This is a genomic window from Dyadobacter sp. HNCC25DJ184 (genome assembly GCF_056895215.1).
The window spans coordinates 408811-428506 of sequence record NZ_JBXHAQ010000005.1 but is presented as its reverse complement, the minus strand read 5'-3'; the positions used below and the strand labels follow the sequence as shown (position 1 = coordinate 428506).

Genomic DNA, 19696 nt, shown 5'->3' with positions numbered 1-19696 from the left:
AAAAACCCCGGCAGGCTTTGGCTTGGCGGGGTTTTTGTTTCAAGTTGATTTAAGGTATTATATATTCCTCGTTGTGCGGTAATTGTTTTTCATGCCAAATTTCAATACTTACTAAAACAGAAAGCATCAAAAGAGCTTCCACTGGTTTTTCGGGCACAAGGATTAACTTTACTTTTCTCTGAAATAGCTCCATGAAAACAATAGCAACAATCCTCACTCTGTTTTGTTTTAACCTAACCGAATCGTTGGCTCAGAAAAAGGACAGCTTTCCTACTTACGAACAAATCATGCCCAAAACTGAGGATATGGTTGATTATGTTTCTCCCGGCGGGAGTGAAGTTATTCATGTAAACCGCGAGATATTATCCCACCAGATTTATGGATATCCAAAAAACTCGGTCATCTATTATTTGAATGGCAAGAAAACAAAAGACGAAAATAAGGTGAGAAAGATAGTCGACGCGAATACACGCAATATCAAAAACATCAAAACAGACGAAATAAAGAAAAACGGAACCAGAATCATCAGAATTGATTTCGGGATGGCTGATTAATAGAAGTCAGCCCAATAACTTAATTTCACCCCTTTCACCAAAACCTAAAAGCTAATAGCCAATAGCTCCTCATGAAGGTTATCCAATTTACAGTGCCTGTTTCGGGAGAGAACACTATCATTGTGCAGGAGGATATCCTTCCACATTACTACCCCCATTTACACAGGCATCGGGAAGTGCAGATCGAATGGGTGGTCGATGGATCGGGAATTTTGATTGCCGGTAACTACATGCAGCCATTTGAAACAGGCGATGTCTATATCATTGGAGCCAACCAGTCGCACATTTTCAAAAGCGACGAAACCTACTTTGACCATTTACATCCAAAAGGAGTTCACTCCATCTCAATCTTTTTCGACCCCGGTCGGCTGGCTCAAAATTTGTTGAGTTTTCCGGAAATGATATCAATCCGCAAGTTTATCGAAACGCTGCACAGCGGATTCAAAATCCCGAATGAATATGCGTCGGAGGTAACGACTAAAATTCGAGATATTATGCAGCATCCAGATGCTCTTCGCGTTTCAGCTTTTATCGAATTGCTCCATTTGTTTTCTTCGAAAGGCAATCTGATCCCACTTTCCCAGGGCAATAGTGACCATATTATTTCGGAGGGTGAAGGAATTCGGATGGACCAGATATTCAGATATCTCGTTGAAAACTATAAAAATCAGGTAACATTACGTGAAATATCGTCTGTCGCCAGTATGACACCGCAGGCCTTCTGCCGCTATTTCAAGAAGCATACAAGCAAAACGTTCGTACTGTTTTTGAGCGAAATCCGGGTGAATGAAGCCTGCAAACTCATCGTCTCCAGCAAACATGATAGCATTGCCGAGATATCCTACCAAACAGGGTTTGAATCAGTTGCGAACTTCAACCGGGTATTTAAAAAAATCGTTGGGAAGGCTCCTGGAGAATATCTCAAAGATTATAAAAGGAATGTCAAACAGCTTGAATGACATTTCTTTCCTATTTCCTACCGATACGATTTCTGGATTCACTAACAAATCTAGAAGTAAGGCATCCGATCATATGAATCCTTGTCTTAACTCTAAATTTTATTCTTTTTAAAAGAAAAAAACTGAACTCCAAACTCCCAAAGAATATCTAATTAAACGCTTTCCAGGATAAAAAACCTCGTATTTTGGTGTTTTAATCCAATCCTGTTCCCGATATTGAATATCACGAATCAAAGTCACTGGAAAATCAGCATCGACACCGGTGGGACGTTCACGGACTGTCTCGCAACTGATCCTTTTGGGCAGACAAAACGCATTAAAGTTTTGAGCTCTGCACGGCTTCGCGGTCGGCTTTTGCAGAAAATTGCACCTTTTACATTTCGTTTTGAATCTTCCTGGAAATTTGCTGAGGATCTTCTTATTGGCTATTTTTTTAAAAGTAACCATCACTCAGAAATCGTGCAGGTTGTATCACTTGATCAAAATAAGGGCACGATTTTACTCAATTTTGATATCCCGGAAAGTGAACCTGTTGATTTTGAGCTTTTCACCGGTGAAGAAGCTCCTATTCTGGCTGCACGCTTGATCACGGAAACGCCGCTTAATGCTTCCCTCCCCAAAATCGAAATGAGACTGGGAACGACCAAAGGCACCAATGCGCTGCTGGAACGAAAGGGAGCCAAAACGCTTTTGCTCGTCACCAAAGGATTTAAGGACCTGCTTTATATAGGCACTCAGCAACGTCCATCCCTTTTCCAGCTTGATATCCCTGAACCTGATTTGCTATATAGCAAGGTTTTGGAAGTTGAGGAACGACTTGATTATGAGGGAAATGTATTGAAAGAATTAACTTTCAAAAACGCATTTATTTCTGATATTGAGGAATTCGACTCTGTTGCAATCTCCCTACTTCATGCGCACAAAAACGATGCACATGAAAAGGCGATAGCGTTGGCAATATCTGAAAATAGAAATGGCTACATATCCACATCTTCAAAGCTTTATCCGTTTTCCCATTATCTGCGAAGAACACAGACCACGTTGATCAACGCTTATCTGGAACCGGTTTTAGACCAATATTTCAGCCGAATCCTCGGTTCACTGGGCGATGGCAGTCTTAAGATCATGACCAGTTCGGGTAGTTTGTCCAATCCGGCAGTATTCCAGCCTAAGGACAGTTTACTAAGCGGTCCGGCTGGTGGGATGATCGCGGCGGCGCATATTGCACAGCGTTTCGGATATAGCAAAGTCCTCACTTTTGACATGGGCGGAACGAGTACGGATACCGCAAGAATTGACGATGGACTCCCGGAGTTAAAATACATTACCCAAATCGACGGAATTGAATTCCACAACCCGAGTCTGGCGATAGAAACCGTTGCTGCCGGTGGTGGCTCAGTCTGCTGGTTTGATGGATATACCTTGCAAGTGGGTCCGCATAGTGCAGGCGCGTCGCCGGGACCGGCATGTTATGGAGCGGGCGGACCATTGACTATTACCGATGTAAACTTTCTGTTGGGGAAAATGGATACCTCCAGGTTTGGAATACCCATCAGCGGCTTAAAAGCGCAGGAAGCGCTGCAAAAGTTATCCGAACAGATTTTCAAGAAAACCGGCAACCGCTTGTCGGATCGCGTGATATTGGAAGGACTTGAAAAAATTGCGAACGAGAAAATGGCAGAAGCCATTCGCAAGATTTCTGTCGCCAGAGGCATTGATCCGTCGGAATATGCGTTGGTAACTTTCGGTGGAGCCGGGGGATTACACTGTTGTCAGATCGCGGAGCTGCTTGATATAAAAACGGTCATAGTACCATATGACGCAGGTTTGTTCAGCGCTGTTGGAATCGGCGAATCACTTGTAAGTGTGCTTGTCTCCCGTCAGCTTCTCCGATCCTATCTGGAGGTTAAGGACGAAATACCTGTAATCTTAGAAAACATTCAACAAGAGGCGGCTAACAAACTTTTTGATCAAAATATTAAAGACCCGGATATTGCTTTCATTTCCGTTTTTCTGAGATTTAAAGGACAGGAAAATGCAATTGAGGTGCCATACTCTGGTGACGAAACGATTCCAAAGTTCGAATCTCTATATCGATCTCAATTCGGTTATTATCCTGAAAACAGCATTGTTGAGCTGGAAAGTATACGAATGATGCTTCAGGAAAAAACTTTGCCCACAGCCCCGATTCTCAAAAGTGACGGATATCGAAAAGCAATAGCTGAAACCCATATTGTTAATTCAAATATTCCAGCTGATACTTCAGTGTATGATTGGGATATACTAGCAAAAGGCGACGAAATTTCAGGACCCGCCATTCTATTGAACAATACTTCAACAACCTACATACCAAAAGGTTGGCAACTAGTTATTCAGGAAAACAAGGATGCAATTGCGGCTAAAACAGATGAGAAAAAGTTGGCCAAAGATGAAGATTCCGAAGCAGTTGCACTACAATTATTTACCAACCGTTTCGAATCCATTGCTGAAGATATGGGTGCGCAGTTGCAGCGCACCGCATTTTCGGTCAACGTAAAAGAGCGGCTGGATTTTTCGTGCGCACTGATAGATCCGGATGGAGAATTGCTGGTCAATGCCCAACATATTCCGGTACATTTGGGCAGTATGGGTATCTGCACCAGACTAGTAAAAGAGTATATTGATATCGAACCCGGTGATGTAATTATTACGAACCATCCGAGATATGGTGGTTCGCATTTGCCGGATATTACTCTGATAGCCGGAATTTTTACTTCAGAAAATCAACTTGCCGGATATGCAATCAACAGGGCGCATCATGCCGAAGTAGGTGGAAAAACGCCAGGGTCCATGCCACCTGACGCCACAACATTGGCGGAAGAAGGGGTGGTAATTTTGCCGCAGTATCTGGTTAAAAGAGGTGTATTTCAATGGGAAACTATTCGTGCACTCTTCCTTTCCGGACCATATCCGACTCGTTCATTTGCATCAAACGAAGCTGACTTGATAGCTGCATTGTCGGCTCTTAGGAATGGGAGCGAGCAAGTATTAAAACTGATTGATACTCACGGCTTTGGTGTTGTCAAAAAGTATATGAAACTTTTGAAATCGAATGCTTCCCTTCAGCTCCGGGAAGCATTGATCCCATATCGCAACAAAACATTTGAGGCTACCGAATCGCTGGATGACGGACATATCATATCCGTAAAAATTACGATCTCTGAAACGGAACAAATATTCGATTTTACCGGAACGTCCGCTGTTCACCCTAATAATCTGAACGCCAATATTTCCATATTATATAGTGCAATACTGTATGTCCTCCGGCTTTTAGTCAACAAAAAAGTACCGCTCAATGACGGATTGATGGAACGGGTAAGGATTGTTCTGCCGGATAATAGCTTCCTCCATCCCATATTTTCTGACGATCCTGAAAAATGCCCGGCTGTGGTAGGAGGAAATACGGAAGTCAGCCAGCGATTGGTAGACACCCTGATCAAAGCATTTGGATTAGCCGCATGCAGCCAGGGAACGATGAATAATTTTCTTTTTGGCGATGAGCAGTTTGGGTATTATGAAACCATCGGGGGCGGCACGGGAGCGGGAGCGGGGTTTGATGGTCGCTCGGCGGTTCATCAGCATATGACAAATACACGCATCACCGATCCGGAACCGATGGAGCAGAAATATCCGGTTCGGTTGCTTGAATTTGGCATTCGTAAAGATTCAGGAGGTATCGGTCAATTCAGTGGTGGAGACGGCATTGTCCGGAAAGTGGAATTTCTAAAGCCATTACAAATTACGCTGTTAACGCAACATCGCGTCAGTGCGCCATATGGTATCAACGGTGGAAAAGAAGGAAAAACCGGTCGACATATATATACACCAGCTGATGGCACTGCAGAGGAATTGCCGGGAATATGCAGCTTTCACGTAAGTAAAGGCGATGTTCTGCAGATCGAAACGCCGGGTGGTGGAGGATATGGACAATGCAAGTAAACTTTACATAGAACCATTCAGATATGTCACTCGAAAGATCCAAAACCGCGTCATCAATTATCGGAGCCGCATTTCTGATGGCAACTTCCGCCATCGGCCCCGGCTTTCTGACACAGACGACAGTATTCACAGAAAAGTTGCTGGCGAGCTTTGGTTTTGTGATCATCCTCTCCGTTTTGATCGATCTCTGTGTTCAGTTTAATATATGGAAAGTCCTGGTCGTATCCGGGAAACGGGCTCAGGATCTCGCCAACGAACTTTTACCTGGTCTTGGTTTCCTATTGGCCATATTGATAGTTATAGGTGGCCTGGCATTTAATATTGGCAATGTCGCTGGTGCGGGTTTGGGAATTCAGGCTATTACGGGAATACCCGTGGAGATTGGCGCTGGCATCAGCGCGCTGATCGCAATTGCTATTTTCTCGTTCAAAGAAGCATTGCGGTTAATGGACGCCTTCGCCAGATATTTAGGAATTCTGATGCTTTTGCTGATCATATATATCGCCTGGGTTTCGCACCCTCCGATTGTCTCTGCGTTTAAAAACTCAATTATTCCTGAACAGTTTGACGCTCTTGCCACGATCACTCTGGTGGGAGGTACCGTTGGAGGATATATCTCGTTTGCCGGGGCGCATCGACTTTTGGATGGTGGATTAAAAGGCGTAGCAGCAATTCCGGAGGTGAACAGGAGTGCGGGAATTGGTATTTTGGTAACGGCAGCTGTGCGGTATCTCTTATTCTTGGCAACACTTGGAGTCGTTTCCGCAAGTGTACATCTGGATCCGGGAAATCCGGCTAAATCGGTATTCGAAAGTGCCGGTGGAGAACTGGGGGGTATATTATTTGGCATTATGATATGGAGCGCCGCAATTACATCAGTAATTGGGTCGGCATATGCGTCGGTTTCGTTTCTACGCACTTTTCATCCCTATTTTGACAAGTATTCGGGGAGGATGATTATTCTGTTTATCGCCATTTCAACCGTTATCTTTTTAAGTATTGGCAAACCTGTCAAGATACTTGTTTTCGTAGGGACCCTCAATGGCTTCATTTTGCCGATTGCCTTAGCCATCATTTTGATAGCCAGCCGAAAATCCAGACTTGTTGGAAGCTACAAACATCCACTTTTACTTCAATTAATCGGGTGGCTTGTGGTGGTGATTCTGGTGGCGATGGTAATTCAATCCATATAAAGTTTCGTTTGCAACTTGTTATAGGATAATTTGCAAGTCATATTAATTGAACCCAATCTGCAATGTTTTCAGCAAATACATATATCAACAGAAGAAACGAGTTAAAAAGCAAAGTCGAGCGAGGGCTTATTTTGTTTTTGGGAAATGAAGAGTCGGGCATGAACTACCGCGACAATGTATATACCTTCCGCCAGGACAGCTCTTTTCTGTATTATTTTGGAATAGATGCGCCATCGCTTCACGCAGTTATCGATCTGGATAACGACCAGGAAATACTTTTTGGCGATGAATTGAGCATTGATGATATCATCTGGACAGGACCGAAAGAACCATTGACCGCGAAAGCAGCAAAAGCAGGCATAAAAGATGTTCGTCCTTCAAATGTTCTTGCAGTTTATTTAAAAGGTGTCCAGGATCGCAAACAGACGATTCATTATCTCCCGCCATATCGTGGCGAACACTCATTAAAACTGCTCGAATGGCTTAATATTGCTCCTAATGAAACTCACCAACGAGCATCTGTACCGTTGATTAAGGCGATTGTGTCGATGCGTTCGTATAAATCAGGAGAGGAAATTGCTGAGATTGAAAAGGCAGTCAATACATCTGTTGATATGCATTTGGCTTTTATGCAGCTGACGCAGGCTGGAATGACAGAAAAGGAAGTAGCTGGTAAATTGCAAAGTATTGCGATCGGTCAGGGAGGTGATATATCCTACCCGATTATCCTGACCGTGAACGGCGAAATTCTGCATACACACACCCGCGATTTGGTGATGAAAGAAGGACAAATGACGCTTTGTGACGCCGGTGCCGAAACCGCCATGCACTATTGCGGCGACCTTACCCGTACAATTCCGACCGGCAAAAAATTTACGACGCTTCAAAAAGAAATGTATGAAATTGTGCTCAATGCGCAGGTAAGTGCCGTTGAAGCGTGTAAACCAGGTGTGATGTTTAAACACGTTCATGAACTGGCCAGTTTGAAATTATTACAAGGCCTAAAATCTCTCGGAGTCATAACCGGCGACCCCATGGAAGCCGTGGCGCACGATGTTCATACGCTTTTCTTTCAATGCGGACTGGGCCATATGATGGGTCTGGACGTCCACGACATGGAAAATTTGGGAGAGCAATATGTCGGATATACCGACGAACTGAAAAAAGGTACCTCTTTTGGGTGGAAATCGCTACGTTTAGGACGTGCCCTTGAAACAGGTTTTGTGGTAACTGTTGAACCCGGACTATATCTAATCCCCACATTAATAGACCGTTGGAAGGCAGAAAAGAAATTATCTCAGTTCATCAATTACAACAAACTGGAAATGCTCCGCGACTTTACTGGTATTCGTATTGAAGACGATATTGTTATTACTGAAAATGGGAATCGCGTGCTTGGTAAGGAATTGGTGAAGGAGGTTGTGGATGTGGAGAGGATGCGGGAGGATTCTTGAAATTAGCTTTTCGGAATTAAAGTAATTTTCTCAGTCCTGATAGAAATCTAGTAAAAAGGTAAATACACTTATGCAATCCAACAAACTTAAAATATTACTGACAGATTTGCTGGAATTGTATATATCTGACTTTCCGGATTCAGCAAAGCAAAACTTCGAAAATCTTCATGATAGCAATATAAGTATTGAAAGTTTTAGCTTTTACACATCAGTCTCGGCAGTTTTTTCGTCGAAAATCGAAGGAGAGGAAATGGATCTCGATTCTTATATTAAACACAAAAGATTTGGCGTAAAATATCAACCCGATTATACAAGAAAGATCGACGATTTATATGGAGCATATCAGTTCGCGCAAAAGTCTTCAATAAACGACAAATCATTGCTCGAAGCTCATGGGTATATCACGAAACACATTTTAAATACCCAAGGGAAATTCAGAACCGGGAACATGTATGTTCTGACAAAGAGTGGAAATATCGAATATGTTGCGGTGGCTCCCGATCAGGTAAAAACAGAAATGGCGAAATTTCACGCAGATTTAAAAACCCTGCTAGATGCCGAACTGACATTTGAAGAATCTTTCTTTTTCGCCTCAATGATTCACCTCGTCTTTGTGAAAATTCATCCTTTTGAGGATGGTAACGGACGAATGGGGCGACTGTTAGAGAAATGGTTCCTGGCTCAAAAATTAGGCGATAAAGCATGGTTTGTCCAGTCGGAAAGATATTATTATGAACAGCATCAAACCTATTATGCTAACATTCGGAAATTGGGATTGGAATATGATGAACTGGATTATCGTATGGCTTTACCGTTTTTAAAAATGTTGGTTGGATCCTTAACACCATATTAAGCTCGCCTCGTTAAACAAGAAGCATTTTAATAGAGTCGAACAACCGAAACTTGTCAATTACTTTAACTATTCAGGACAATTAACTATAAAAATTCCAATCTCAATTGCCTTTGAAAATAACTTATTCCGCAATCTCTTTCCGAGCCACCATGTAATACACTGGCACGCCGAGCAAGACGATGATCAAACCTGGCCAGGTATATTCAGGCTTATAGACAATTAGTAGCAGACAAAATGTAACGCCCATTACTACATAAATAATCGGCAGGAAGGGATATCCGAACGCCTTATATGGACGCTCGGCATCTGGTCTTTTTTTGCGGAGAATAAAAATTCCAATGATGGTCAGCATGTAGAATACGACTACTACAAAGGATATCATATCCAGCAGGTTGCCATATTTCCCGCTCAAACTCCATAAGCAGGCGATCACACATTGTATCCATAAACCCACTTCAGGCACCGAATTCTTATTCAGAATACCCACTTTCTTAAAAAACACACCGTCTTTTGCCATGGAATAATATACCCTTGCGCCGGACATAATCAAACCATTGTTGCACCCGAATGTGGAAACCATCAGCATTAGCGCAATAATCACTGTTCCGGTTGAACCGAATATCATTTGAGATGCCGCGACACCGATACGATCTTTATCTGCAGAAGCCATTTCCTGAAGAGATAAAACGCCGGTATACATCACATTCATCATAATATAGATCACCGTCACAATGATCGTTCCAAGTGCTAAACTTAACCCGATATTACGTTTTGGATTCTTGATTTCGCCTGCGATAAAGGTTACGTTATTCCATGAGTCGCTGCTGAATATGGAGCCAACCATAGCCGCTGCAATGGCACCGAGGGCGGCAATTGTAGTGTATGATTCGGTAGTTCCGTCGATATTGAGTTTATGTAAATCCCATACCTTACTTGCATCCCAGTTGGCAGCCCAAATCTCTGGTTTCATCCATATCAATCCGAATACGATCAGCCCAAGTAAACTTAAAAGCTTGGCGAGAGTAAACGTCGTTTGAATGATTTTGCCACTATTTACACCACGTGTATTAATAAACGTCAGGAATATAATCAGTACGAGCGAGAGCAACTGAGCCGGTGTAATTTTGAGAAAACCCAAGTCCAGCGCAATTAAATCTTCGCTAAAAACCGGAAACAAATATGCCGTGAACTTCGCAAAAGCCACCGCTACCGCGGCAATCGTCGCCGTTTGAATTACTGTAAAAAGGCTCCATCCATATAAAAAGCTGATCAGCGAATTATACGATTCTTTCAGATAAACATACTGCCCACCGGCTTTCGGGAACATTGCGCTTAATTCGCCATAACTCAAAGCAGCGGTTAGTGTCATAAATCCCGTCGCGATCCAAACCACCATCAACCAGCCTACACTGCCGGTATTACGCATGATATCAGAGCTTACGATAAAAATACCTGAGCCTATCATGCTCCCTGCCACAAGCATGGTGGCGTCGATCAGGCCCAACGATGGTTTAAATGAAGTTTTCTCTGCCGGAGTTTCTTGAGGCATAAGGCTGTCAGATGCTATGAGTAGGTTATAAAAAATGTAAACTACAACATTATTTGAAACTATAAAACTTCCATTTCGTTTTATAATCCGGCGTGAGCGTTTGATTCGTCAAAATAGCCCTCACCATCTCTATGGGCATATTATTCTCTTTCATGACGGCATCGTGAAATTGCATAAATGTCATTTTTCCGGTATCGACCAATTCCTTCTTCAAACTGAACAATTGAAGTCCTCCGAGCAGATATGCAATCTGGTATAACGGTCCATAGTTTCCTTCAAATGAACGCCGTACTTCCCCTTCTGCATTGGCTCTTTCATGCCCCACGCGATCGACCAGAAAATCGATGCATTCCTGCGGCGTCCATTTGCCTAAATGATAATTGAGCGAAAAAATGATACGCGCACATCGATGCATTCGCCAAAAAAGCATCCCGATCCGCTCCTCCGGAGTTTTTGCAAAACCTTTGTCATATAGCAATAATTCCCAATAAAGTGCCCAGCCCTCCGTCCAGAATGGCGTACTGAATTCAGCACGATACGGTTTATATCTGCTTCTCATGTAATACTGGAGATGATGACCAGGAACCAGTTCATGGTGTACGGTGGATCTCGAGAAATATGGATTATTGCCCCGCATACTCATCAGCTTATCGTCGTGCTCCATTGACCCCACCGGATATGCAATGATGATATCCCGGCCACCCAAAAAGAAAGGGTTGATCAGTTGAGCCTCGGCTGACATCATTTGCATTCCCCAAGTTTCGTCCGCAATTTCAGGATATTCGTAAAGCTTGTTTTTAGTGATAAAATCTTTGGCGTCGTTGTATAACTTCATGATCAACTCGGGTTGTGCGCCAGCAGCTACATAGCTGTTTTTAACCTTTTCCTGAGCTTTTTTCCAGTCATTGCCAAAGCCCATTTCGTTCGACGCCTTCAATAATTCCTTATCACACCAGGCAAATTCCTGGTTGGCCAACTCAATAAGCTCTTCCGGCGAATAGCTGATCATTTCAGTCCTTAACTGACGAACCAACTCCTCATGCCCGATCGGATTACCTTTTATTCCACTTTTGTCAACTTGCTGAGTCGAATTGGATTTGCCTCTTGCCTTGATAATTTTGGCATATGAAGAAAGAGAGCTGTCCAGCGTTTTGAACGGTGACGGAACCCACCAGGTGAACATTGGATCATAATTATTATAAAACTCGAATGTCCCCTTCAGCCTGGTTTGAAGTCCTTTTACCGCACTTTCACCCAGTCGGGTCGCATCTATATCCAATGAATCTGTCTTTTTAAACGAGTTCAAGGAACTCTCAACTTCTTTGTTCAGCGCATTCATGTCGCTGGCAACAGATTGCCCATCTATTTTCGCACCTCTTCTCCGTTGCTTTTCGAGTTCATAAATTTTATCGGCAAAAGGCAGATACTTCGAAAACTTCTGATATTCTTTTTCTTCGTTTGAGAGGGAAAGCAAGTGATCTTCAATGTCTCGTTTGAGCAGAATATAGTCCGCCTGACCATATATACTCATGGCCTTGAAATCCAATTTGCTCAATTTCCCGAGATAGTCTTTATCGACCTCGTTCAACCTTTTTCGATGCTCCGGCGAATTCAGTACTTCTACACGTTGACTAAATCCACGCGTTTGCGGAAGCATTGGCCAATAAAATGAATTGATCGCGCGGATATCCTGCGCATATTGGATAATCAGGCCAGCCGTTTCGCTGGTCTGTTCGAAAAGATTGAATTTCGCGTTCGTTTTTTGAGCAAAAGTGCTCGGCACCTTTTCAACCAAAAACAAAACGATCAGAACATGATAACATTTTAGATTGAAACGCGCCATCAGAAGCAGAGTTTTGAAAATTGGTCAGGAAATTATTTTTGCCACGAAGGCACAAAGTCACGAAATATTGAAATGCTGATTTGCATCGATTTACTTAACAAACTAAAAGGCAAAAATCAAGCTCTGGCCCCTCCTTCTAGCTGTATCTTTCCGGGTTATAGAGATCAATATTAATTGATGGAGATATCCTGTCTGCGAGTTCCGCTACAACCTTGCCGGTTGCCGGACCAAGGCTGATTCCCATCATACCGTGCCCACCGGCAACGATCAGATTTTTCAACTTTTTAGTATATCCCAAATAGGGCAATCCGTCGGGCGGACAAGGTCTGAAACCATACCATATTCGCTCTTTTTCGGGCAATTGAACGCTCAGTTGCGGGTAATATTTTGGAATGGAATTCACAATTCCTTCCACTCGATTCATGTTGATATTATTGTTCAATGCGGCCAGTTCCATTGTTCCACCAAACCGAACCTGACCATTCATTGGTGTTACAGCCACACGGGCCTCGATCAAAAGCCCAGGATGTGCGATGGGAAATTCGGAATTGGATTCCATAAAAGAATATCCTTTACCCGGCATGATGGGCATCGACAAGCCTGCCAGTTTGGCAAGTTGAGGAAGCCACGAACCACCCGTCATCACCACCAGATCGCCTTCATATTTCTTCCCCGCAGCAGTGACGGACTTTATTTCACCATTTTCAATATCATATCCAGTGACTTCCGAATTCGAAACCAGTTCAGCATCATTCAGTTTGAGATAATCTAACAATTGGCTGGTCAGAGCGGCAGGATATAAATGGGCATCACAGTGGTAGTGGACTGCACCTGCAACATCCAGCTGAATATTCGGTTCAATAGCCTGAACTTGTTCGGCTGTCAGCATTTCAACATCCAGACCAAGCTTTTGCGCATCCTTACCAACATGAATTTCCTCTTCGCCTGCCTTTTCAGTTTTATATAGCATTAAAATCCCCTTCTGCTCCAATTCAAAATCAAACGAATTTTCTTTTGCCAAATCCTGATATAATTGTTTGCTGAGCAGATGATAATCTCTCAGATGAGGAGCTGCCTTCTCGACGTTCGCCTGGGTGGCACTTTTCATAAACCTTAATCCCCAGGATATCAGTGAAAAATCAAGGGAAGGTTTTACATAAAACGGACTCTGACTGTTGAACATCCATTTAATGCCCTTGGATATCATTCCCGGCGCAGCCAAAGGAATAAAATGGCTTGGGACGATCATCCCCGCATTCCCTTGGGAGCAGTTGTCTTTCAAATCGCCTTTGTCGATCAGCGTAACTTTCCAGCCGCTTTTCAACAAATAATAGGCAGACGTAAGCCCCATAATTCCTCCTCCAATGATGACCGCTTTTCCTTTCATAGCTGTTAGCTGTTAGTTTTTAGCTATTAGAGTTCCTAAGTCGTGCTCACAGGGGAATTAAACTTCCCGAACTCAGCGCAAAAACTCCGTTAACTCTGCGTTTGAAAATTAAATAACTTGAAATCCATATGCATATGGATCTTCTTCGTCGTCGATGAAGATATTATTGTATCCGGTAACCACAGCCCAACCTTCGATACCAGGGATAATGGCCGGTTTGTCCCCAATTCTCACTTCGTCTTCGACTGTACCCGTAAACTTGGAGCCGATGATACTTTCGTGGATAAATTGATCTCCTTTTTTAAGTTTTCCTTTTGCATGCCATTGCGCCATGCGTGCAGACGTTCCTGTGCCACATGGCGATCGGTCTATTGCTTTATCTCCATAAAAGACCGCATTCCGGGCAGTGGAAGTCGGGTCAATAACTGCGCCTGTCCACAAGAAATGACTTAAGCCTTTGATATGTTCATTTTCAGGATGCACGAATGTATATTGTTCGTTCATACGCTGTCTGCAGACCCTGCTCCAGCTGATCAGTTGATCGGCGGTGTAATTTTCGAGTCCTTTGAAATTTTCCTGAGGATCCACAATGGCGTAAAAGTTGCCGCCATATGATACGTCTACTGTGAGAGTACCCAGGTCCGGGCATTCTACGGTCAGTTTTTCTGCCGCCAGGAATGATTTAACGTTCACCAGCTTCACAGATTTGACCTTTTTCCCTTCCTGTTTATATTCAACTAATACCAGTCCTGCAGGAGTTTCAAGCCGTAATTTTCCCGGCACTTTCGGGGTCACTAGTCCTTCTTCAATAGCGATTGTTGCCGTTCCGATAGTCCCATGTCCGCACATTGGCAGACAACCGCTGGTTTCAATATATAGAACGCCGATATCATTTTGAGGGTCAACAGGCGGATATAGAATACTGCCGCTCATCATATCATGACCACGCGGTTCGAACATGAGCCCCTTCCTGATCCAGTCAAACTCTCGCAAAAAATGCAGCCGTCTTTCCATCATGCTATTGCCTTCCAGCAAAGGACCGCCACCAGCCACTACCCGTACCGGATTTCCACAAGTATGGGCGTCAATACAAAAAAATGTTTTTCTCATTGTTGGCTTTTAGCTATCAGCAGTCGGCTATCGGCGGTCGAGACAAGCAATAGCTAAAACCGATTGCTGACAGCCGACTGCCGATAACTATTTAGTTATTTCATTATTTACAGTCCGCCAGATATTTAGTGGATTGCTGTTTTGTAATTCTTCAGGTAAAAATTCGTCTGGCCAGTTTTGAAAACTGATCGGTCGGACAAACCTTTTGATCGAATCTGCTCCAACAGAGGTATATTGAACGTTGCTGGACGACGGGAAAGGGCCACCGTGGTGCATGGCTTTACATACCTCAACACCCGTCGGGAAATTATTGAAAATGATCCTTCCGCATTTGTTTTGAAGAATTGAAACCAATTCAGTATTCGCAGCCAAGTCGTCGTTTTCAGCCAAAAGCGTCACCGTCAATTGTCCGTGAAGTTTTTCTGCCACGAGGATCGCCTCAGATACATCTTTACATTTTACGATCAGGGCAAAAGGCCCGAAAACTTCCGTTTGAAGGTCATCATTGATCAAGAAATCTACTCCGGCCACGGTGGCGACCAATGCCGAACCGAATCCATCTACAGCCTGCTCAGTCGCGGCAGCCAATATATCTACGCCATCTTGTTTAACCAGCTTTTCGCGGTTAACATTATATGCATCTGCAATACCCTGATTCAACATCGGGGCGGGTACCGACTTCTTAATTTCTTCTGTCAGAGCTTCTGAAAACACGTCCAATTCAGGACTTTCGACACCAATAACCAGTCCGGGATTGGTACAAAATTGCCCAACACCGAGTGTAAGTGAGCCCGCATATTGTTTCGCCAACTCGGCTCCTGATGATTTCAGTTTTCCAGAGAACAGAAAAACAGGGTTAATACTACCCATTTCCGCAAAAACAGGAATCGGTTCGGGACGTTTATTGGCAACTTCCACCAACGCCAATCCGCCTTTGTTGGACCCTGTAAAGCCAACCGCTTTAATAATGGGATGACTTACTAAAAGCTGCGCTTCTTCAATCGTGTCACAAATTACATGTGCAAAAGTACCTTCGGGAAAATCACTTTTAGTAACAGCCGAGAGAATTGCGTTTGCCATCAATTGCGACGTTTTCAAATGTCCGGGATGCGCTTTTACTACCACCGGACATCCAGCAGCAATTGCACTTGCAGTGTCGCCACCAGCAGTTGAAAATGCGAACGGGAAGTTACTTGCACCAAAAACAGTAACAGGTCCCAAACCCACATTGGTTTTTCGAATATCCGGTTTCGGCGGCGTGCGATCAGGAATGGCGGTATCGATGGTCGCGTCGAGTGGCGCACCGCGTTCGAGTGCATCCGCATAACTTCTCCACTGGAAAATAGTCCGTCCCTTTTCGCCTGTTAGCCTTCCTTCGGGTAAACGAGATTCAGCCATCGCCGTTTGTATCAGTTCAGGCCCAAGAGCCTCAATCTCGGCGGCAACTGTTCGCATAAACGCCACCCGCTTCGTAATACCCAATTTGCTAATTGCGCCGAAAGCGTCCTGCGCTTTCTCCAAAATGCCCTCTATATCGTTTTTTGATACGCTCATAATGTTTCCTTTAATCAATATCTCTTTCAGATAGTACGAAGTTGAAGCCAAATTGGGTCATTATTCGTCAAATATTTATCTGGAATTTAACCGAAATGGACGCAATAGGGCTCGCAAAGAACGCAAAGAGTAAGAATTTACCTCGACTTGTCTGTTGCAACCCCAGCTCACCATTCATTAATATCTGAACCCAGACCAATGAATGAACGATCAATGATTATGCGGCTCCTCACGATTCGCTCACTCAACATTCACTGTTAAATTCAAATACTCTGGCAAAATCGGCTGCGTTTCGATTGCCTTGTCGATAATTGCCAATACTTTTTCACGCTCGGCTCCTTTCAAAACCATACGCGGAGCCCGCACATATTCCGAACCAATTCCAGCCTGAGCAGCGGCAAGTTTTATATTCTGAACCAATTTAGGATGAATATCCAATTCAAGTAATGGCAGATACCATCTGTATATACTCAAAGCCTCGGCATATCTGCCTGCTTTTACCAGATTGAAAATTGCAACCGTTTCTTTTGGAAAAGCATCAACCAATCCTCCCACGACACCGTCTGCACCTAACATCACCTCCTCCATAATCAGGGTATCAACTCCGCAGAAAATCCTGAAGCGGTCACCGAAGCGATTGAACAGACGCGTCACATTGCTTACATCACGTGTCGATTCTTTAATGGCATGTATATTAGAAACTGTTGCCAGCTCTTCAAACATATCCAGCGTTACTTCTATTTTATAGTCAACCGGATTATTATATATCATTACAGACAAAGAAGTACTCGTCGCAATGGTTTTAAAATACGTAACCGTTTCTTCGTCGTCAGCCTTGTAGCGCATTGGAGGCAAAACCATCAATCCGTCTGCACCAATTGATTCCGCTTGTTTTGCGATACCAACCGCTACGGCCGTCGATTGTTCTGCAATGCATAATACAACCGGCATTCCCGCTGGCAGCACATTTTTAGCATATTTCACAAGCTCATATTTCTCTTCAGAAGTGAGTGTACTTGCCTCTCCCAAGGATCCACCGATAATTACCCCGGAGATTCCTGCCTCTACCTGAGCGTGAAGATTTTTACCAAAAAGCTCGAAGTCTACGCGATCATCCGCTGTAAAAGGAGTTACCAAAGCTGGGAAAATCCCTTGCCACAATTCTTTTTCCATAGTTGCAATTATGTTTAGACCAAGTTCTAACTATATCGTATTCAAAAGTAGCAGATCCAATTGAAGAATATTAGTCATCTTTTAATCAATAATTAACCGATTTTCACCCGAATAAAAAAAGAGGACGCCTCTCCAGGCACCCTCTTCCGCAAAATATGTATGCTTGACTATTTTTTTACCAAAACAATCTGGCTCCGGTCCGCCTTACGGATCGCTTTTAGGAAGTCGATCCATGCTGGATAAAGGGAGGCATTATATCGCCCTCCCTTCATAGTCAGCCTGCGTTGGTATATTACTTTATTTTCTACTTGTGATGATGTCAGCTGATATTCTCCAAACTGACTCGACACCTTTGCTTCCGGCAATTTGGTTTCCGGATTATATCCTTCCGGAAGCACGAATGTCAGACTGTCCCGATCGTCGAAGTTGTATGTCGATAAAGGCAAATAGAAATCCACAGTTCTCGGCTCCGCAACCGGAAGTTCCATAGAACGGGTCATAATTGCTGGTTTAAGGAATAACCTCGCGCCAGTTTTTCCGGCCAGATTTCCAGCATTCATTTGTAAGGTTTCAGTAAGAATTGGCCCATTGGCATATCCCGGCGAAAATTCAAATGCCGTAAGATCCAGACTTGGCAGATCGATGTTATTGAGAAGCCATTTCTTTTGCTGGTCTTTGGGTACGTTTTCAATCAGGGATTTACGATATTCCTGCTGAAGACCAGTGTAAATGGTTGTCGATACAATTTTCCCTTTGCCAGCATCGTCGAGTGCAACCTGCGAGTTGCTTCGTTTTGAATTGACGATTGCTTCATAAGTTGGCGTAGAAACAAGTTTTCCACCTTTTGGCATCACTAGCAGCGCATGGCGGTTGCCTGTAAAACTCCCAAGATAATTGGGCGGGTTAGTTTGACTGGTACATTCCAGCCAAACAGTGTCTTTATCAGCGATGGCGCAGGCAATGATATGGTTAAACTGACTTGCCGGAAATTCAGTATTAATTTCTCTTTCTTTACCTGCAAGAATCAGCGCACCATATGCTTGCACACCTGCTTCCTTGAGGCAGGCCAGCGTAAAATTTGTGAGTGCTTTACAGTCACCATATCCTTTCGTGGCCACTGTCGTTGCATCGATGGTTTGCCAACCACCAATTCCCAACTGGATACTGAAATACCTGGTCCTGCCTTGCATCCATTTATATATGCGGTTTACTTTTTCCTTCTCTGTCTTCGCTCCGGCCAGAAGTGTTTTTATTTCGTCAGCAGTCGATTTAGGCAATACATCCCTACCGGAATTGAGGGTGTAATAAAACCTGCTCATGTCTTCCCAACTCGTAAAGCTTCCCGAATATCCCTGGATCTCAAAAGCAGATGGCGCAGTAATTACCATCGGATATAAATCTCTGACTGGAATCGAATAAGGGACTGATTTGATAACCGCCTGATCAGTCAATGACCATTGATATACATTCTTACCCTCTTTATCTTTCGACTTTTCCGCGGCTTTTGCTCCATTCTTTTCTTTATATCTGAACGAATATGAGTCAAGTACTTTAACAATAAATGTTGATTTTTCAACAGCCGTGCGGTCGCCATCATATGGCTGCCAGCTGGGGAAAAACATCATGTTCTTGTCATGTATATCATACGAGATCTCAACGGTGAATGGATATGGATAACTTTTTTTACCAAACTCAATTATCTTGACCCGATTATCTGTATAACTGTCACCTGATGCACTATAATCCTTGATATCAGCATTTTTGATCTTTTTGACCACTTTGCCCTCTGCATCATATATCACCCCAGATATATCGGAAATGCGGGTAAATTTATCATAACTCACCATATGCTCCCGGTAACTCTCTTCACCGGCTTCATCCAGGATAGTAATCACCTGCCTAAACTGCTTTCTAGCTTCGGCAGGACTTTGAATATCATATACCAATTCCTGCAAACGGATCACCGCATCGGCATCCTTCAATAGTTCCGGTTTGATTTTGGATGCGTTAAATTCTCCCTGAGCATAGGAGTGAGTATTCAGTCCTGCAAGCAAGATTAAACAGTAACATGTCTTTTTCATATCAGGCT

General features: G+C 43.5%; 13 protein-coding genes. 6 read left to right on the top strand and 7 right to left on the bottom strand.

The features are described 5' to 3' along the window. The first annotated feature begins 191 nt into the window (after positions 1-191). The 6 genes from AC1XUD_RS10585 (at position 192) to AC1XUD_RS10560 (ending at position 8991) form a co-directional block, all read left to right on the top strand. Positions 192-554 carry a hypothetical protein gene (locus AC1XUD_RS10585; protein WP_483360955.1) on the top strand — a complete coding sequence of 121 codons (363 nt, stop codon included), beginning with the start codon at positions 192-194 and terminating at the stop codon, positions 552-554. A 71-nt stretch (positions 555-625) separates the two neighbouring features. Continuing rightward, positions 626-1513, top strand: a complete 888-nt coding sequence (locus AC1XUD_RS10580) for a helix-turn-helix domain-containing protein (protein ID WP_483360954.1) — start codon at positions 626-628, stop codon at positions 1511-1513. 216 nt (positions 1514-1729) lie between these two features. Then, positions 1730-5491: a hydantoinase B/oxoprolinase family protein gene (locus tag AC1XUD_RS10575; RefSeq protein WP_483360953.1), complete on the top strand. Its 3762-nt coding sequence runs from the start codon at positions 1730-1732 to the stop codon at positions 5489-5491. Positions 5492-5514: 23 nt separating this feature from the next. Then, positions 5515-6684, top strand: coding sequence for an NRAMP family divalent metal transporter (locus tag AC1XUD_RS10570; protein WP_483360952.1), 1170 nt, complete (start codon positions 5515-5517; stop codon positions 6682-6684). 62 nt (positions 6685-6746) lie between these two features. After that, complete coding sequence (locus tag AC1XUD_RS10565) at positions 6747-8138, top strand: aminopeptidase P family protein (RefSeq protein ID WP_483360951.1); 1392 nt, start codon at positions 6747-6749, stop codon at positions 8136-8138. Between the two features lie 70 nt (positions 8139-8208). Continuing rightward, the gene (locus AC1XUD_RS10560) at positions 8209-8991 is read left to right on the top strand and encodes a Fic family protein (RefSeq protein ID WP_483360950.1); all 783 of its coding nucleotides are present in this window, start codon (positions 8209-8211) and stop codon (positions 8989-8991) included. A 121-nt stretch (positions 8992-9112) separates the two neighbouring features. On the opposite strand, the gene AC1XUD_RS10555 is transcribed toward AC1XUD_RS10560, so the two are convergent. From AC1XUD_RS10555 to AC1XUD_RS10525, 7 genes are all read right to left on the bottom strand, one after another. Next, complete coding sequence (locus AC1XUD_RS10555) at positions 9113-10540, bottom strand: APC family permease (RefSeq protein ID WP_483360949.1); 1428 nt, start codon at positions 10538-10540, stop codon at positions 9113-9115. A 49-nt stretch (positions 10541-10589) separates the two neighbouring features. Next, on the bottom strand, positions 10590-12383 hold the full coding sequence (locus tag AC1XUD_RS10550) for a DUF885 family protein (RefSeq protein ID WP_483360948.1): 1794 nt from the start codon (positions 12381-12383) through the stop codon (positions 10590-10592). Between the two features lie 136 nt (positions 12384-12519). After that, positions 12520-13770: an NAD(P)/FAD-dependent oxidoreductase gene (locus AC1XUD_RS10545; protein ID WP_483360947.1), complete on the bottom strand. Its 1251-nt coding sequence runs from the start codon at positions 13768-13770 to the stop codon at positions 12520-12522. Between the two features lie 108 nt (positions 13771-13878). Continuing rightward, positions 13879-14880, bottom strand: a complete 1002-nt coding sequence (locus AC1XUD_RS10540) for a 4-hydroxyproline epimerase (RefSeq protein WP_483360946.1) — start codon at positions 14878-14880, stop codon at positions 13879-13881. A gap of 87 nt (positions 14881-14967) precedes the next feature. Then, the gene (locus AC1XUD_RS10535; protein ID WP_483360945.1) at positions 14968-16434 is read right to left on the bottom strand and encodes an aldehyde dehydrogenase (NADP(+)); all 1467 of its coding nucleotides are present in this window, start codon (positions 16432-16434) and stop codon (positions 14968-14970) included. A gap of 240 nt (positions 16435-16674) precedes the next feature. Then, positions 16675-17607: a dihydrodipicolinate synthase family protein gene (locus tag AC1XUD_RS10530; RefSeq protein ID WP_483360944.1), complete on the bottom strand. Its 933-nt coding sequence runs from the start codon at positions 17605-17607 to the stop codon at positions 16675-16677. A gap of 167 nt (positions 17608-17774) precedes the next feature. Continuing rightward, positions 17775-19688 carry a DUF3857 domain-containing protein gene (locus tag AC1XUD_RS10525; RefSeq protein WP_483360943.1) on the bottom strand — a complete coding sequence of 638 codons (1914 nt, stop codon included), beginning with the start codon at positions 19686-19688 and terminating at the stop codon, positions 17775-17777. Positions 19689-19696: the final 8 nt, after the last annotated feature.

What these genes read in the sequence shown, in the direction of transcription:
- AC1XUD_RS10585 (WP_483360955.1), top strand. Translation starts at nt 192, where the DNA reads ATGAAAACAATAGCAACAATCCTCACTCTGTTTTGTTTTAACCTAACC.
- AC1XUD_RS10580 (WP_483360954.1), top strand. Translation starts at nt 626, where the DNA reads ATGAAGGTTATCCAATTTACAGTGCCTGTTTCGGGAGAGAACACTATC.
- AC1XUD_RS10570 (WP_483360952.1), top strand. Translation starts at nt 5,515, where the DNA reads ATGTCACTCGAAAGATCCAAAACCGCGTCATCAATTATCGGAGCCGCA.
- AC1XUD_RS10565 (WP_483360951.1), top strand. Translation starts at nt 6,747, where the DNA reads ATGTTTTCAGCAAATACATATATCAACAGAAGAAACGAGTTAAAAAGC.
- AC1XUD_RS10560 (WP_483360950.1), top strand. Translation starts at nt 8,209, where the DNA reads ATGCAATCCAACAAACTTAAAATATTACTGACAGATTTGCTGGAATTG.
- AC1XUD_RS10555 (WP_483360949.1), bottom strand. Translation starts at nt 10,540, where the DNA reads ATGCCTCAAGAAACTCCGGCAGAGAAAACTTCATTTAAACCATCGTTG.
- AC1XUD_RS10550 (WP_483360948.1), bottom strand. Translation starts at nt 12,383, where the DNA reads ATGGCGCGTTTCAATCTAAAATGTTATCATGTTCTGATCGTTTTGTTT.
- AC1XUD_RS10545 (WP_483360947.1), bottom strand. Translation starts at nt 13,770, where the DNA reads ATGAAAGGAAAAGCGGTCATCATTGGAGGAGGAATTATGGGGCTTACG.
- AC1XUD_RS10540 (WP_483360946.1), bottom strand. Translation starts at nt 14,880, where the DNA reads ATGAGAAAAACATTTTTTTGTATTGACGCCCATACTTGTGGAAATCCG.
- AC1XUD_RS10535 (WP_483360945.1), bottom strand. Translation starts at nt 16,434, where the DNA reads ATGAGCGTATCAAAAAACGATATAGAGGGCATTTTGGAGAAAGCGCAG.
- AC1XUD_RS10530 (WP_483360944.1), bottom strand. Translation starts at nt 17,607, where the DNA reads ATGGAAAAAGAATTGTGGCAAGGGATTTTCCCAGCTTTGGTAACTCCT.
- AC1XUD_RS10525 (WP_483360943.1), bottom strand. Translation starts at nt 19,688, where the DNA reads ATGAAAAAGACATGTTACTGTTTAATCTTGCTTGCAGGACTGAATACT.